12 protein-coding genes are annotated in these 14,040 nt (G+C 71.2%); 7 read left to right on the forward strand and 5 right to left on the reverse strand.

The genetic code is table 11. From position 1 onward, the window contains the following. Window positions 1-96 precede the first annotated feature (96 nt). From PGN14_RS11440 to PGN14_RS11450, 3 genes are read left to right on the forward strand one after another with little or no spacing between them, the layout of a single operon-like run. Complete coding sequence (locus PGN14_RS11440) at window positions 97-354, forward strand: acyl carrier protein (protein WP_335299788.1); 258 nt, start codon at window positions 97-99, stop codon at window positions 352-354. Window positions 355-401: 47 nt separating this feature from the next. Further along, complete coding sequence (locus PGN14_RS11445) at window positions 402-998, forward strand: hypothetical protein (RefSeq protein WP_335299641.1); 597 nt, start codon at window positions 402-404, stop codon at window positions 996-998. Next, a complete protein-coding gene (locus PGN14_RS11450; protein WP_335299642.1) occupies window positions 986-1,777 on the forward strand; it encodes a hydrolase 1, exosortase A system-associated in 792 nt (263 codons plus the stop codon). Before PGN14_RS11445 ends, PGN14_RS11450 begins: the two co-directional genes overlap by 13 nt. 21 nt (window positions 1,778-1,798) lie before the next feature. On the opposite strand, the gene trxB is transcribed toward PGN14_RS11450, so the two are convergent. Continuing rightward, window positions 1,799-2,767: a thioredoxin-disulfide reductase gene (gene trxB, locus PGN14_RS11455; RefSeq protein ID WP_335299643.1), complete on the reverse strand. Its 969-nt coding sequence runs from the start codon at window positions 2,765-2,767 to the stop codon at window positions 1,799-1,801. Window positions 2,768-2,845: 78 nt separating this feature from the next. Here trxB and PGN14_RS11460 point away from each other — a divergent pair, with 78 nt between their 5' ends. Further along, complete coding sequence (locus PGN14_RS11460; protein WP_335299644.1) at window positions 2,846-4,231, forward strand: leucyl aminopeptidase family protein; 1,386 nt, start codon at window positions 2,846-2,848, stop codon at window positions 4,229-4,231. Between the two features lie 177 nt (window positions 4,232-4,408). On the opposite strand, the gene tpiA is transcribed toward PGN14_RS11460, so the two are convergent. After that, window positions 4,409-5,149 carry a triose-phosphate isomerase gene (gene tpiA / locus PGN14_RS11465; RefSeq protein ID WP_335299645.1) on the reverse strand — a complete coding sequence of 247 codons (741 nt, stop codon included), beginning with the start codon at window positions 5,147-5,149 and terminating at the stop codon, window positions 4,409-4,411. A gap of 108 nt (window positions 5,150-5,257) precedes the next feature. Here tpiA and PGN14_RS11470 point away from each other — a divergent pair, with 108 nt between their 5' ends. Both PGN14_RS11470 and trpE read left to right on the forward strand, forming a co-directional pair. Then, window positions 5,258-7,195: a peptidylprolyl isomerase gene (locus tag PGN14_RS11470; RefSeq protein ID WP_335299646.1), complete on the forward strand. Its 1,938-nt coding sequence runs from the start codon at window positions 5,258-5,260 to the stop codon at window positions 7,193-7,195. After that, window positions 7,179-8,687 carry an anthranilate synthase component I gene (gene trpE / locus PGN14_RS11475; RefSeq protein ID WP_335299647.1) on the forward strand — a complete coding sequence of 503 codons (1,509 nt, stop codon included), beginning with the start codon at window positions 7,179-7,181 and terminating at the stop codon, window positions 8,685-8,687. The genes PGN14_RS11470 and trpE overlap by 17 nt, the downstream gene beginning before the upstream one ends. Before the next feature lie 110 nt (window positions 8,688-8,797). Here the strand turns inward: trpE and PGN14_RS11480 are convergent, their stop codons facing one another. The 3 genes from PGN14_RS11480 to gltX are packed head-to-tail and all read right to left on the reverse strand — an operon-like array spanning window position 8,798 to window position 11,727. Then, a complete protein-coding gene (locus PGN14_RS11480; protein ID WP_335299648.1) occupies window positions 8,798-8,998 on the reverse strand; it encodes a hypothetical protein in 201 nt (66 codons plus the stop codon). Window positions 8,999-9,001: 3 nt separating this feature from the next. Next, window positions 9,002-10,285 carry a citrate synthase gene (gene gltA / locus PGN14_RS11485; protein ID WP_335299649.1) on the reverse strand — a complete coding sequence of 428 codons (1,284 nt, stop codon included), beginning with the start codon at window positions 10,283-10,285 and terminating at the stop codon, window positions 9,002-9,004. A gap of 11 nt (window positions 10,286-10,296) precedes the next feature. Continuing rightward, complete coding sequence (gene gltX, locus PGN14_RS11490) at window positions 10,297-11,727, reverse strand: glutamate--tRNA ligase (protein ID WP_335299650.1); 1,431 nt, start codon at window positions 11,725-11,727, stop codon at window positions 10,297-10,299. Between the two features lie 30 nt (window positions 11,728-11,757). Between gltX and PGN14_RS11495 the strand changes: the two genes are divergently transcribed. Continuing rightward, window positions 11,758-13,941 (forward strand): ComEC/Rec2 family competence protein, encoded by a 2,184-nt coding sequence (locus PGN14_RS11495; protein ID WP_335299651.1) that lies wholly within the window; start codon window positions 11,758-11,760, stop codon window positions 13,939-13,941. Window positions 13,942-14,040 lie beyond the last annotated feature (99 nt).

The following is a 14,040-nucleotide window of genomic DNA, read 5'->3' on the forward strand; positions in this document are numbered from 1 at the left end:
AAGCCGTTGCGGATTTCATCCCCTGCGCCTAGTCCGTTCGCAACTGCGGCAAGAACAGCAACAACGATACTAGGAGGAAGCGTGGTTCCTGAGCGGATGGGCGAGGTGGAAGAGACCGTGCGCGCGGTGTTGCGCGACGTGCTGGGGCTGTCCGACGATCGCGTCGCGGCCTTTCGCGCGGACACCGAATTGTTCGGCGCCCTGCCCGAGCTCGATTCGATGGCGGTCGCGGGCGTCCTGACCGAGCTGGAGGATCGCCTGGGCATCGTCATCGAGGATGACGAGGTCGATGGCGAGATGCTGGAGACGTTCGGCGCGCTCAGCCGCTTCGCCGCCGAACGCGCGCTCGTCTGACCACGCGGGTCGTCCGTTTCGATGATGGCGGGAGATGGGGCGAGGCGATGCTGCGCCTCGGCCCCGATCGCGGGCCGTGCGTGCTCGCCGTGCCCGCCCTGTTCGAGGAAGCGAACCGCACCCGCACGCTGCTGGTGGCGACGCTGCGCGCGCTCGCCGCGCGTGGTATCGCCGGTGCGCTGCCCGATCTGCCAGGGCAGAACGACAGCCTGCTGCCGACGGTCGCGGCGCGCCTGCCGGCGTGGCGCGACGCGCTGGCCGCTGCCGCGGCGACCCTGCCGGGGCCGGTCCATATCGTCGCGATTCGCGGCGGCGCGCTGCTGGACGGCGCGGTGGACGCCGCATCGCGCTGGTATCTCGCGCCGCTGTCCGGCGCGACGCAGGTGCGCGAACTGGAGCGGATCCGCCACCTCGGCGGCGGTGACGATTATGCCGGCAATGCGCTCCACCCCGATCTGATCGCCGCGCTCGCCGCCGCGGAGCCGAGCGTCGCGGAACCGCTGCGGGTCGTCCGGCTGACCGGTGACCCTCGCCCCGCCGACCGGCTGATCGCCGCCTCGCCGCCATGGCGCACCGTCGAGCCGCAGACGGACCTCGCGCTGGCTTCGCTGCTGGCGGATGATATCGCGGCATGGATCGCGTGACCCGCCGCACGATCCTGTTCCGCTGTGGCGACGCGACGCTGGTCGGTACGCTCGACGCGGCGCCGGGCACCTGCGGCGTGCTGATCGTCTCCGGCGGCAACGAGCTTCGCACCGGTGCGCACCGCGGCATGGCGATGCTCGCGGCCCGGCTGGCGGCGGCAGGCACGCCGGTGTTCCGCTACGATCGGCGCGGGATCGGCGATTCGGAGGGGGTCGACCCGGGATATGCCGGTGCCGCGCCGGACCTCGCCGCCGCGCTGGCGACCTTCCGCGCCGAGGCCGCGATCACCCGCGTCGTCGCCTTCGGCAATTGCGATGCCGCGACCCTGCTCGCGCTGGAGGGATCGGCGCTGGGCATCGACGCACTGGTGCTCGCCAACCCCTGGACCGGCGACGAACCCGATGCCCTCCCCGCACCCGCCGCGATCCGCGCCACCTATGCCGCACGGTTGCGCGATCCGGCGCAATGGTGGCGGCTGGCCCGCGGCGGCGTCGACCTGCGCAAGCTGGCGCGCGGGGTGACGAAGCTGCTGCGCCGACGCGTGCCGGTTTCCGCCCTCGCCAAACGGGTCGTGCGCGCGGTCGAGGCGAGTGGCGCGACGGTGGTGCTGGCGACAGGGGACGCCACCGCGCTGGCGTTCGAGGAGGCGGCGCGGAGATTGCAGGCGCGGATCGACCCGATCCGGCTGGACACCGACTCGCACAGCTTCGCACGGACGGGCGATCTGGACGCGGTAGAGGCAGCCATCCGCACCGCGCTGTCGTCACCCCGGGCTTGACCCGAGGCGGCGTGCGAACGGCTATTCCGCCGCCTCGCGCACCTCGTCGAACTCCGCCGCCGCGAGGAAGCGTTCCGCATCCAGCGCCGCCATGCAGCCGGTCCCGGCCGCGGTCACCGCTTGGCGATAGACCTTGTCCATCACGTCGCCACACGCGAACACGCCCGGCACGCTGGTGCGCGTCGAACCCGGCTGCACCGCGATATAACCATCCGCGTCCAGCTCCAGATGCCCGCGCAGCAGCTCGGTCGCGGGATGATGCCCGATCGCGACGAACCCGCCCGCCACGTCCAGCCGCGACCGCTGGCCGGTGACCGTATCCTCCAGCTCCAGCGCGACCAGCCCGGCGGTGCCGCCGCCGTCGACGAACTCGCGCACTTCCTTGTTCCACAGCACGGTGACGTTCGGGTGCGCGAACAGCCGCTCCTGCAGGATACGCTCGGCGCGAAGCGAATCGCGGCGATGGATCAGCGTCACGTCGTCGCTGTGGTTGGTCAGGTACAAGGCCTCCTCGACCGCGGTATTGCCGCCGCCGATCACCGCCACCTTCTTGCCGCGATAGAAGAAGCCGTCGCAGGTCGCGCAGGCGCTGACGCCCTTGCCCTTCATCGCCTCCTCGCTGTCCAGCCCCAGCCACTTGGCCTGCGCGCCGGTCGCGATCACCAGCACGTCGCCCTCGTACACGTCGCCGCCGTCGCCGGTCAGGCGGAACGGCCGCTGCGTCAGGTCGATGTCGACGATCGTGTCCCACATCAACCGCGTGCCGACATGCTCGGCCTGCTTCTGCATCTGCTCCATCAGCCACGGACCCTGGATCACCTCGGCGAAGCCGGGATAATTCTCCACGTCGGTGGTGGTGGTCAGTTGGCCACCGGGCTGGATGCCCTGGACGACGATCGGGTTCATGCCGGCGCGCGCGCCGTAGATGGCGGCGGACAGCCCGGCCGGGCCGGAGCCCAGGATCAACATGCGAGTCGAATGCGTGGTCATGCGCGCGGATGTAGGATGCGCGCGGCGACAAGGGAACCGCACGTTGCGCGTCCGCCCAAGTCCTGCTTTGGTCCGGGCATGACGGACTTCGCTACCCTGCTCCAGCCCGACCGCGGCCAGACCGCGCGCGACATCCATGTCGTCCGGCCCGAGGCCTATGACACATGGCTCGCCGCCCAGCCCGCGCGCGTCCGCACCGCGACCACCGCCAGCAAGGTGACCGGCAAGCCCGGCAATCGCGCGATCCTGCCGGGCGAGACGCCGGACGACTGGTCGATGCTGCTGGTCTGCGACGAGGCGCTGGAATCGCCCTGGCGCATCGCGTCGCTGGGCGAGGGATTGCCGGAGGGCCTGTACCGCCTCGCCGGCGGGGCGCCGCTGGGTGCCGCCGGGCTCGGCTGGTGCCTCGCGCAGCATCGCTTCGCGCGCTATCGCAAGCCCGAGGTGACGGGGCCGCGCGTGCTGCTGACCGGCGATGTCGCGGGGATCGACGAGACGGTGCGCATCGCTGCCGCCACGGCGCATCTGCGCGACCTGGTCGACACCGGCGCGTCGGATCTCGGCCCCGCAGAGCTGGAGGCGGAGGTCGATGCGCTCGCCCGTCTGCATGACGCGACCGTCACCGTCACGCGCGGCGATGCGCTGGCGACCGGCTATCCGATGATCCACGCGGTCGGCCAGGCCGCGCCCAAGGATCGCGCCCCGCGGCTGATCGAGCTGGAATGGGGCGATCCCGCGGATCCGCGCGTCGCGATCGTGGGCAAGGGCGTGTGCTTCGATTCGGGCGGGCTGGATATCAAGCCCGCCGCCGGGATGCGGCTGATGAAGAAGGATATGGGCGGTGCCGCGCATGCGCTCGCGCTCGCCACGCTGGTGATGCAGGCGCGGCTGAAGCTGCGGCTTCACCTGCTGATCCCGGCGGTGGAGAATGCGATCGCGGGCAACGCCTTTCGGCCCGGCGACGTACTGGCGACGCGCAAGGGGCTGACCGTCGAGAACACCAATACCGATGCCGAGGGGCGGCTGATCCTGGGCGATGCGTTGGCCAAGGCGGTCGAGGGCGCGCCCGACCTGATCCTGGATTTCGCGACGCTGACCGGTGCGGCGCGCGTCGCGCTCGGCCCGGACCTGCCCGCCACCTTCGTGCAGGACGAGACGCTGGCGGGCGACCTGCTCGCCGCGGCGGACGCGGTGCGCGATCCGTTGTGGCGGATGCCGCTTTGGGATGCCTATGACGACATGCTGAAATCCGACATCGCCGATATGGTCAACGCGCCCGATGGGGGCTTCGCGGGCGCGATCACCGCGGCGCTGTTCCTGCGCCGCTTCGTTCCGGCGGGTACGCCCTGGGCGCACCTCGACACCTTCGCCTGGTGCCCGACCGCCAGGCCGGGTCGACCGCGCGGTGGCGACGCCTATGGCCTGCGCGCGGCCTATGCGTTGTTGAAGGCACGGTTCGGGTAAGAGACAATGCACGTCACCCCGGCCTTGAGCCGGGGTCCCGCTTCTTCTTCAACGTTGCGGGGGAAGCGGGACCCCGGATCAAGTCCGGGGTGACGATCGAGGGCGGACATCGACGCTTCCCACACCCGTTTCTCCCCACACGACACCCCTGCCTGCGCAGGGGCGACGATGTCAGGCTTAGCCCGCCGCCTCCACGATCGGCACGAACTTCGCCGCGGTCAGGCTCGCGCCGCCCACCAGCGCGCCATCGACATCGCCCGCGTGCAGCAGCGCGCCGGCATTCTCCGCGGTCACCGACCCGCCGTACAGCAGCCGGATCGCGTCGCCGCCCTCGCCCACCAGATCGCGCAGCTTCGCGCGGATCGCGCCGTGCATCGCCGCCACGTCCTCGATCGTCGGGGTGCGCCCGGTGCCGATCGCCCACACCGGCTCATAGGCGATCGCGCACCAGTCCGCCGCAGCGCCATCGGGCAGCGATCCTTCCAGCTGCTGGGTCACCACCCGCTCCGCCTCGCCCGCGTCGCGCTGCTCCAGCGTCTCGCCGACGCACACGATCGCTTGCATCCCGGCGCGGTGCAGCGCCTCCGCCTTGGCCTTCACCAGTACGTCGCTTTCCTTCTGGTCGGCACGGCGCTCCGAATGGCCGACGATCGAGAAGCGTGCGCCCGCCTCCTTCGCCATCGCCGCCGAGATGCAGCCGGTGAACGCCCCCTTGTCGGCGGCATGGACGTCCTGCGCCCCGATGCTGAGCGCCGGCACCCGCTCCGCGGCGGGTGCGATCAGCGTCGCGGCCACCGCGATCGCCACGTCCACCCCCGGATGCGCGGCCGCCGCGGCGGCGATGCCGTCCAGCTCCGCCAGCGCGGCGCGATCGCCGTTCATCTTCCAATTGCCGGCCACCAGCTTGCGTCGCGTCATCACCATCTCCCTTTATCTCTCGCTGCGATAGCCATCGCCGCCGCTTGATGCCACCGCGCACGCGCCGTAAAGCACCGGCCTTCTCATTAGCGACGGTCTCCCGCCTCCATGCTCAGCTTCTTCCGTCGGATCATCTATTCGCGTGTCGGCGTGATCGTCACGTTCGGCATCCTGATCGTCATCGCGCTCGCCTTCGCGGCGGGGGACGTGACCGGGCTGGCGTCGTCGGGCGGCGGCCTGTTCGGCAAGCCGATCGCCAGCGTGGACGGGCAGAGCATCTCCGCCGACGACCTGCGCAAGCGCGCGCAGGACGAACTGCGCGCCGCGCGCCAGCAGCAGCCCGATCTCGACATGGCGCAGTTCGTGGCACAGGGCGGGGTGGAATCGCTGGTCACTCGCGCGCTGACCGGCCTGTCGCTCGACACGTTCGGGCACGATCAGGGCATGCGCGTCAGCCGGGCGCTGGTGGGGAGCGAGCTGCGCAACATCCCCGCCTTCGCCGGCCCCACCGGCCAGTTCGACCAGCGTGCCTATGAGCAGTTGCTGGCGCAGCGCGGGCTGACCGATGCACAGGTGCAGTCGGATATCGCGCGCGAGACGATGGCGCAGTTCCTGATGGTGCCGACCGTCGGCGCCAGCCAGGTGCCGCAGCAGGTCGCGCTGCCCTATGCCTCGCTGCTGCTGGAGCGGCGCGCGGGCCAGGTCGCGCTGATCCCCTATGCCGCGACGGCCGGCAATACCGCGCCGAGCGATGCCGAGATCCAGCAATTCTACCAGAAGAACGTCGCGCGCTATACCACGCCCGAACGGCGCGTGATGCGCTACGCGCTCGTCGGGCCGCAGCAGGTCGCGGCGGGTGCCGCGCCGTCCGATGCCGACATCGCGCAGGCCTATAACGCCGACAAGGCCACCTATGCCGCGCGCGCGCAGCGCGACGTCGCGGTCGTCACCGTGCTGGACCAGAAAGCGGCGCAGGCGCTGGCGGACAAGGTGAAGGCGGGAACGCCGATCGCTGCCGCCGCACGCGCCGCCGGGCTGGAGCCGCGCACGATCGCCAAGGCGGAGAAGGCCGCGCTGGCGACGCAGACCTCGCCCACCGTCGCCGACGCGCTGTTCGCCGCGCCGAACGGCGGCGTCGTCGGGCCGGTCCGCGGTGCGATCGGCTTCGTCGTCGCGAAGGTGGAGGGCGTGACGCAGGTGCCCGGCAAGACGCTGGCGCAGGCGCGCGAGGAGATCGCCGCGAAGCTGCGCACGCAGAAGGCGACCGACGCGATCGGGCGCATCCGCGACAAGGTCGAGGATTCGCTCGCCGACAACGCCAATATCAACGAAGTCGTCGCCGACCAGAAGCTGGCCGCGCAGACCACCGCCCCGCTGCTCTCGACCGGCGTCGACCCGGCGAAACCCGGCGTGCAGCCGGATGCGGCGCTCGCCCCGATCGTCCAGGCCGGCTTCGCCGCGGAGGAAGGCGACACCCCCACCACGGTGCCGCTCGGCAACGACGGCAGCTTCGCGATCGTCGCGCTGGACCGCATCGTGCGCGCCGCGCCGGTGCCGCTGGCGCAGGTCCGCGACAAGGTGACCGCCGATTGGCGCACCGATCGCGCGCGCATCGCGGCCCGCGCCGCCGCGCGCGCCATCGTCGCCAAGGTGAACGCGGGCACCCCGCTCGCCGCCGCGCTGGCGCAGGCGGGGATCAAGACGCCGCCGATCCAGCCGGTCGACGCCACGCGCGCGCAGATGGACCCGCGGCGCCCCAATCCGGTGCTGGCGCTGATGTTCGCGATGAAGCCGGGCACCGCGCGCACGCTCGAATCGCCCGAGGCGCAGGGCATGCTGATCGCCCGGCTGGAGCGCGTCATCCCCGGCGATGCCGCGAAACAGCCCGCCGCGGTCGCCGCCACCCGCACCGATCTGGGCCGGGTGATCGGGCGCGAGTATGCCGAACAGTTCGCGCGCGCGATCACCGCCGCGCAGGGCGGCAAGCGCAACCAGGCCGCGATCGACCAGCTGAAGAAGGATCTGGTGGGTGGCGGAGAGCAATAACGCCGGGGCGCTCGCGGCACTCGCCACCGGGCGCCCTGCGCTCGTCTGGCGGCGGCGGATCGCGGACACCGAGACGCCGGTCGCCGCCGCGCTGAAGCTGATCGAGCCCGGCCGCGGCGACTTCCTGCTCGAATCGGTCGAGGGCGGCGCGGTGCGCGGTCGCCACAGCCTGATCGGGCTGGCCCCCGATCTGGTGCTGCGCGCGCACGGCAATCGCGCCGAGATCAACGCGCGCTGGCTGGAGGATCGCGACGCCTTCGTCGCCAGCGACCTCCCCACGCTGGAGGCGCTGCGCGACCTCGTCGCCTCGTGCCGGATGGAGGTCGCGCCGGAACTGCCGCGTGCGCTCGCCTGCCTCGTCGGCTATTTCGGCTATGAGACGATCGGACTGGTCGAGGCGCTGCCGGCGCCGAAGCACGATGCGCTGGGGCTGCCCGACATGATGTTCGTGCGCCCCACCGTCATCCTCGTCTTCGACCGGCTGGCGGATGCGCTGTTCCTCGTCGCGCCGGTCTGGCCCGACGCGGCGCGCACCCCCGATGCGATCGTCGCCGCGGCGGAGGAGCGGCTCGATCTGGTCGAGGCACGGCTGGCATCGGCCGCGCTGCCGCCGCGGGCGCGCAGCGAGGCGACCGACCTGTCGCTGACCCCCGTCCTGCCGGCGGGCCGCTATGGCGAGATGGTCGCCGCGGCGAAGGAATATATCGCGGCGGGCGACATCTTTCAGGTGGTGCTGGCGCAGCGCTTCACCGCGCCCTTCCCGCTTCCGGCGTTCGAGCTGTACCGCGCGCTGCGGCGGATCAACCCGTCGCCGTTCCTCTACCATCTCGACCTGCCGGGCTTTGCGCTGACCGGGTCCAGCCCGGAGATCCTGGTGCGCGCGCGCGATGGCGAGGTGACGATCCGCCCGATCGCCGGGACGCGTCCGCGCGGGCGCAATGCGGTGGAGGATGCCGCCAACCGCGACTCGCTGCTTGCCGACCCCAAGGAGCGTGCGGAGCATCTGATGCTGCTCGATCTGGGCCGCAACGATGTCGGCCGGGTCGCGTCGCCGGGCACGGTGCAGGTCACCGACAGCTATACGATCGAATTCTACAGCCATGTCATGCACATCGTATCGAACGTCGTGGGCCGGCTGGACCCCGCGCACGATGCGATCGACGCGCTGTTCGCGGGCTTTCCCGCGGGCACCGTCAGCGGCGCGCCCAAGGTGCGCGCGTGCCAGATCATCGCCGAACTGGAGGGGGAGAAGCGCGGCGCCTATGCCGGCGGCGTCGGCTATTTCTCGCCCGACGGGTCGATGGACTCGTGCATCGTCCTGCGCACCGCGGTGGTGAAGGACGGGCATATCCATGTCCAGGCCGGCGCCGGCATCGTCGCCGACAGCGACCCCGCCTCGGAACAGCGCGAGTGCGAGGCGAAATCCGGTGCCCTCCAGGCCGCCGCGCGCGAAGCGATCGCGCAGGCGAGCGCCGCGGGGTTCGGGCAGTAAGGCAGCTTCTAACCGTCACCCCGGGCTTGACCCGGGGTCCCGCTTCTCTCCCGCGTTCGTGAGAAAGCGGGACCCCGGATCAAGTCCGGGGTGACGAAGGCCTTGGGCTGCTACCGCATCCGCCGCCCCAGCAGCACCATCAGCAACCCGGCCACCGCCAGCGCGGCGCCGTAATCCGCCCACACCCGCTGATCCAGCATGAAGCTGGACTCCGGCCAGTGGACATAGCCCAGCCCCTGCCCGATCCACAGCAGTCCGGTGAGCGCCAGCATGACGCCTACCGCGATCAGGATCGGGCGGAGCCGCCGCATCGCTTAGCGCTGCGCGACCGGCACGTAGGGGCGCTGCGTCGGGCCGGTGTACAGCTGCCGCGGGCGGCCGATCTTCTGGTCGGGATCGGTGATCATCTCGTTCCATTGCGCCACCCAGCCGACGGTGCGGGCGAGTGCGAACAGCACGGTGAACATGCTGGTCGGGAAGCCGATCGCCGACAGGATCACGCCCGAATAGAAATCGACGTTCGGGAACAGCTTCTTCTCGACGAAATACTCGTCGTTGAGCGCGATCTCCTCCAGCCGCAGCGCGGTCTCGAACAGCGGGTCGCTGACGTTCAGCGCCTCGAACACCTCGCGCACCGTCTTCTGCATCACGGTCGCGCGCGGATCGTAGTTCTTGTACACGCGATGGCCGAAGCCCATCAGGCGGAACGGATCGTTCTTGTCCTTGGCGCGCGCGATATATTCCGGGATCTTGTCGGGCGTGCCGATCTCGCGCAGCATGTTGAGCGCCGCCTCGTTGGCGCCGCCATGCGCCGGCCCCCACAGGCAGGCGATGCCCGCCGCGATGCACGCGAACGGATTGGCGCCCGACGAACCGGCGAGGCGCACGGTCGAGGTCGACGCATTCTGCTCGTGATCGGCATGCAGGATGAAGATGCGGTCCATCGCCCGCTCGACCGCCGGGTTCACCTCATATTGCTCGGCCGGGACGCCGAACGTCATGCGCAGGAAGTTGCCGGTGTAGGACAGCGAATTGTCCGGATACAGGAACGGCTGCCCGACCGAATACTTGTACGCCATCGCCGCGATCGTCGGCATCTTCGCGATCAGCCGGTGCGACGCGATCATGCGCTGCTGCGGATCGTGGATGTCGGTCGAATCGTGGTAGAAGGCGCTGAGTGCGCCGACGACGCCGCACATGATCGCCATCGGGTGCGCATCGCGGCGGAACCCGCGGAAGAACTGCGCCAGCTGCTCGTGCACCATCGTGTGGCGGCTGATCGTCCAGCTGAACTTCTCCAGCTCGTCCTTGTTCGGCAGCTCGCCGTTCAGCAGCAGGTAGCATACCTCCATGAAGCTGGACTGTTCGGCCAGCTCGCCGATCGGATAGCCGCGGTGGAGCAGCACGCCCTCGTCGCCGTCGATATAGGTCAGCGTCGACTGGCACGATGCGGTCGAGGTGAAGCCCGGATCGTAGGTGAAGGCACCCGTCTGCGCATACAGCTTGCGGATGTCGACCACGTCGGGGCCGACCGAGCCGGAGAGCACCGGATAGTCGTGCTCGTTGCCCGAAAGCGTGAACTTGGCGGCTTCGGTCATGTCGTCTCCTGTCATTCCCCGTGCGGGGGCATATGGTCGGCGATCCGTGCCAGGCTTTCCTCGCGCCCTAGAAGGACGAGTACGTCGAAGATGCCCGGCGACGTCTTGCGTCCGGTGAGCGCCACGCGGAGCGGCTGGGCGACCTGACCGAGCTTCACGCTCGCATCCTCCGCCACCTGCCGCACCGCAGCTTCGGTGTTCTCCGTATCCCAGTTGTGCACCGCGTCAAGCGCGCTGTGCAGGCGTGCGAGCAGCGCGGGGGCCTCGCCGGCCAGCAGGGGCGCGGCGGCCTCGTCCACCGCCAGCGGGCGCGTCGCGAACAGGAACGCGCTGCCATCGGCCAGTTCGTTGAGATTGGCCGCCCGCGGCTTCAGCGCGGGCATCGCCTCGCCCAGGATCGAACGCCGGGTATCGTCATGGTCGAACTCCAGCCGCGCCGCGACCAGATCGGCCAGCCGCGCATCGTCGCTGGCGCGGATATAATGGCCGTTGAGATTCTCCAGCTTCTTCAGATCGAACCGGCTCGGCGACTTGCCGACCGCGTCGAGATCGAACCAGCGAATCGCATCCTCGCGCGCGATGATCTCGTCATCGCCATGGCCCCAGCCCAGCCGCAGCAGGTAATTGCCCAGCGCCTCGGGCAGGATCCCCATCTCGTCGCGATAGGCCTCGATCCCGACCGCGCCATGCCGCTTCGACAGCTTCGCGCCGTCCGGCCCGTGGATCAGCGGGATGTGCGCATAGACCGGCTCGGGCCAGCCGTTCGCGCGATAGATCGGCAGCTGGCGGAAGGCGTTGTTGAGATGATCGTCGCCGCGGATGACATGCGTCACCCCCATGTCGTGGTCGTCGACCACCACCGCCAGCATATAGGTGGGCGTACCGTCGGAGCGCAGCAGGACCAGGTCGTCCAGCTCCGCATTCTGCACCGTCACCTCGCCCTGGACGCGATCGTGGATCGTCGTCGCGCCCTCGGTCGGCGCGCGCAGTCGGACGACATAGGGCTTGTCCGCGGGCCAGTCGGCCCGCTCTCTCCACGGCGAGCGGATACGCAGCGGCTTCTTCGCCGCCTGCGCCTCAGCCCGCATCGCCTCCAACTCCTCCTGCGTCAGGTAGCAGCGATAGGCATGCCCGCTCTCCACCATCGCGCGGGCGACCTCGGCATGGCGCTCCGCGCGCGCGAACTGATAGACTTCCTCGCCATCCCAATCGAGGCCGAGCCAGCGCATGCCGTCCAGGATCGCGTCGATCGCGGGCTGGGTCGAGCGCGCGCGATCGGTGTCCTCGATCCGCAGCAGGAACGTGCCGCCGTGGTGACGCGCGAACAGCAGGTTGAACAGCGCGGTGCGCGCGCCGCCGATGTGCAGGAAGCCAGTGGGCGACGGCGCGAAGCGCGTCACGACAGGGGCAGAAGGGGTCGAAGGATTATCGGTTGCGCTCACGCGCGCATGCTCCCAGTCTGAAGAAACGCCATGGCCAGTATCGCCGCGCCCGCCCCTAGCAAAGCCGCGCGCGTGCGACAAACGGTGTGCGGGCTGGTAACCCGCGGTCGTGACGCGATCGAACGCCGGCTGGAGGCGGAACGCGACCAGCTGGTGCTGTGGCTGCCGATCGCGGTCGCGGCGGGCGCGGCGGCGTGGTTCGTGCTTCCCGATGCGCGCCACTGGCTGGTGGCGCTGCTGCTGGCGGGCGCGACCGGCGTCGCCGCACTGGCGATCGCACGCGGCGGACGCGCCGGGGTGGCGACAGCCATGGCGGCCGCCGCCTTCGTGATCGGGCTGGCCCTGGCCTGGACCCGCGCCGAGCATGTCGCCGCGCCGGTCCTGACTCGCCCGGTCATCGTGACGCTGACGGGCCGCATCGTCCGCGTGGAGCCGCTGCCCGCGCGCGAGCTGGTGCGCGTGACGCTGGACCGATTGCGCTGGGCCGAGCCCGTCGACCCCGCGCCGGTACGCGTGCGCGTCAACCTGCCGGTGCGCGACGCCCCCGCCGGGTTGGCCGCGGAGGCGACGCTGCGGGTCCGCACGCGCCTGATGCCGCCGCCACCCCCGGCGGTACCGGGCGCCTACGACTTTGCGCGCGTCGCCTGGTTCGACCGCATCGGCGCGACCGGGCGCGGCTTCGCACCCATCGCATTGCTGTCACCCGGCACGGGCGATGACGGCATTCGCCAGCGCCTGACCGCGCATATCCAGTCGCGGCTGGCGGGCAGCGCAGGCGGTATCGCGGCCGCGCTCGCCACCGGCGACACCGGCGCGATCGCGGAGGACGATGCCGAGGCGATGCGCCGCGCCGGGCTGGCGCATCTGCTCTCGGTCAGCGGGCTGCACATCACCGCGGCGGTGGGGATCGTCATGTGGCTGGCGATGCGCCTCCTGGCATTGTCGCCGGGCCTCGCGCTCACCGGGCGGGTGCCGCTGCTCGCGGCCGGGGTCGGCGCGCTGGCCGCGATTGGCTATACCTGGCTGACCGGCGCGCAGGTGCCGACGATCCGCAGCTGCGTCGCGGCGCTGATGGTGTTCGCCGCGCTGGCACTAGGGCGCGAGGCGGTGACGCTGCGGCTGGTCGCGGTCGGCGCGCTGGTGGTGCTGCTCGCCTGGCCGGAAGCGATCGTCAGCCCCAGCTTCCAGCTGTCGTTCGCCGCGGTCACCGCGATCGTCGCGCTGCACGAACATCCGCACGTCCGCGCCGCCCTGCTGGCACGCGACGAGGCGATGACACGCAAGCTGGCGCGCGAACTGGCCTCGCTGCTGCTGACCGGCGTGGTGGTGGAGCTGGCGCTGATGCCGATCGCCGCCTTCCACTTCCACAAGGCGGGCGTGTATGGCGCGCTCGCCAATATCGTCGCGATCCCGCTCACCACCTTCGTCGTCATGCCGGCGGAGGCGAGCGCGCTGCTGCTCGACGCGCTCGGCGCGGGATGGCCGGCGTGGGTCGTCGCGGGCGCCGCGACCGACGTCCTGCTGTGGATCGCGCGCACCGTCGCCGCGCTGCCGGGCGCGGTGGCGGCGGTGCCGCAGATGGCCGCCGGCGCGTTCGCGGCGATGCTCGCCGGGGGCCTGTGGATCGCGCTGTGGCGGACGCGCTGGCGACGCCTGGGCGCGATACCGCTCGCGATCGGCGCCACCTGGGCGCTGACCACGTCCGCGCCGGACCTGATCGTGACCGGCGACGGCCGCCACCTCGCGGTGCGCGACGAGCGCGGCGGGCTCGCCATGCTGCGCGACCGGACCGGCGATTATATGCGCGACACGCTGGCGCAGGGGGGCGGCGTGGATGGCGAGCCGGCGCTGCTGTCGGAGGCGCCGGACGCGCGCTGCAACCGCGACCTGTGCTGGATCGAGCGGCGGACGGGCGGGCGGATATGGCGTGTGCTGGCGACGCGCAGCCCCTATCTGGTGCCGACGGCGCAGTTGGTCCCCTTGTGCCGCGCCGCGGATGTCGTGGTCAGCGACCGGCGCCTGCCGCGCCGCTGCCGCGCCCGCTGGCTGACGCTCGACCGCGCGATGCTGGCGCGGACCGGCGGAGTGACGGTAACGTTCGACGATGCGCGGGTGGCGACGGTGGCGATGCCGGGGGATGCGCATCCGTGGCGGGTCGCGGCACGGGGGGTGGATCGGGCGGGAGCGCGGTCGCGTCGGGCGGCCGGTCGGTGATGGGCGGCTCGGTCGGATGGGGCCGTTTCAGGTGTTGTTCTCGGTGAGACACCGGCCCCTCACCCAACCCTCTCCCCGCAGGGGAGAGGGCTAGGCCGG

Origin of the sequence: Sphingomonas adhaesiva, from assembly GCF_036946305.1 — a bacterium.
Taxonomy (GTDB): domain Bacteria; phylum Pseudomonadota; class Alphaproteobacteria; order Sphingomonadales; family Sphingomonadaceae; genus Sphingomonas; species Sphingomonas adhaesiva_B.